1 protein-coding gene and 1 pseudogene are annotated in these 1455 nt (G+C 75.1%); one reads left to right on the top strand and one right to left on the bottom strand.

All coding sequences use genetic code 11. The features are described from left to right. Window positions 1–820: GNAT family N-acetyltransferase (locus tag FV223_RS27465; protein ID WP_147729852.1), on the top strand; the 820-nt coding region annotated here is incomplete at its 5' end. A 48-nt stretch (window positions 821–868) separates the two neighbouring features. Here the strand turns inward: FV223_RS27465 and FV223_RS30955 are convergent. Beyond that, window positions 869–1455 (bottom strand): annotated as a pseudogene (locus tag FV223_RS30955) (lipopolysaccharide biosynthesis protein); the annotation flags it as partial.

Here is a 1455-nt window from a genome sequence, read left to right on the forward strand (position 1 = left end):
GGCCGAGGACGTGATCGCGGCGCTCGGCCTGGTCGGGCGCGCCGCCGGCATCGACGTCTACGCGCTCGGGCACCAGCCCCGCACCTGGGACGGGGCGGTCAACCCGCTGGCGATCCGCGGCGAGGCGGCGCCGAGCGACGGCTACGGAATGATGCTCGGGCCCGATCCCGAATCGACGCTCAAGCGCGCCTTCAGCGCCGACGCGCGCAAGAAGCTGCGCTCCAAGGAGAAGCGCCTCGTCGAGGCGCACGGCGCCCTCGCCTACCGCAAGGCCGCCGACGGCGCCGAGGCCGCGCGGTTCCTGTCGGCCTTTTACGCCCAGAAGGCGGCACGCTTCGCCGCGATGGGCATCGCCGACCCTTATGCCGACCCCGCGATCCGCGCCTTCCTCACGGCCGCCACCGCGGGCGAGAACCCGGCGGTCGAGATCCACGCGCTGGTGCTGGAGGCGACCGGCCGCGTGCTCGCGACCTTCGGCGGGGCGGTCGACGGGGCGCGCTACAGCGGCATGATGACGGCGTTCGACGCCGACCCCGAGATCGCCCGCTTCAGCCCCGGCGACCTGCTGCTCCATCACCTCGTGCGCGACCAGGCCGCGCAGGGGCGCCGCGCATTCGACCTCGGCGTCGGCGAGGCCCGCTACAAGGCGAGCGTCTGCGACGAGACCATCCCGCTGGTGGAGGCGACGCTGCCGGTGACGCTGCGCGGCCACGCCTACGGGTTCGTGGCGACGCGGCTTACCCGGCTCAAGCGCCGGATCAAGCGCGACCCGCGCCTGTTCGCCCTCGTCCGGCGCCTGCGGCGGATGAAGGGCGGTTGAAGCGGCTCGAGGCCCCGCCGTCTCCGCACGGAGACGGCGGGGCTCCGGTCACGCCGCCGACAGGCGCAGCGCCATCGGTTCGGTGCGGACGGCGCGGGCCTGAGCCGGCCGGTCCTGGGCGACGAGGACCTGGCCCGCGCCGGAATCCTCGGCGCTGGCGAACAGGTCGCCGAGATCGGGATCGTCGAGGGCCGCGTTCGAGGCGATGATCACGCTGTCCATCAGGCCGCCGAGGGCGGGGAGCAGGGCGTGCGCGCCCGGCTCCGCCCGCAGGCGGCAGACCACCCAGTCGTAGGCCTCGGCCATCGCCTCGACGGTGATCGCCACCGCGTCCGGCTCCTCGAGCAGCACCTCGGTCTCCAGCGAGCCGGCGGCGATCCGGTGCAGCCCGGAGCCGCGTTCGGCCTGGATCACGTCGAGGAAGGCGGCCTCCCCGGCGACGAGATCCGTCAGGCCCGGCGCGTCGGCGTCGGAGGCCGGTCCGTTCAGGTCGACCGAGAGCGCGGAGGCCCGGCCCGAGAGCGCCGCCTCGATCGCTTCGACGAGGCTCGGGCCTGCTGCAGGCCGGCCGGGGCCCGCGGTCTCGACGACGAGGAGGGTGCGCCCGCTGCCGGCACGCGGACCGGCTTCGAGGC

Source organism: Methylobacterium sp. WL116 (genome assembly GCF_008039455.1).
Taxonomy (GTDB): Bacteria; Pseudomonadota; Alphaproteobacteria; order Rhizobiales; family Beijerinckiaceae; genus Methylobacterium.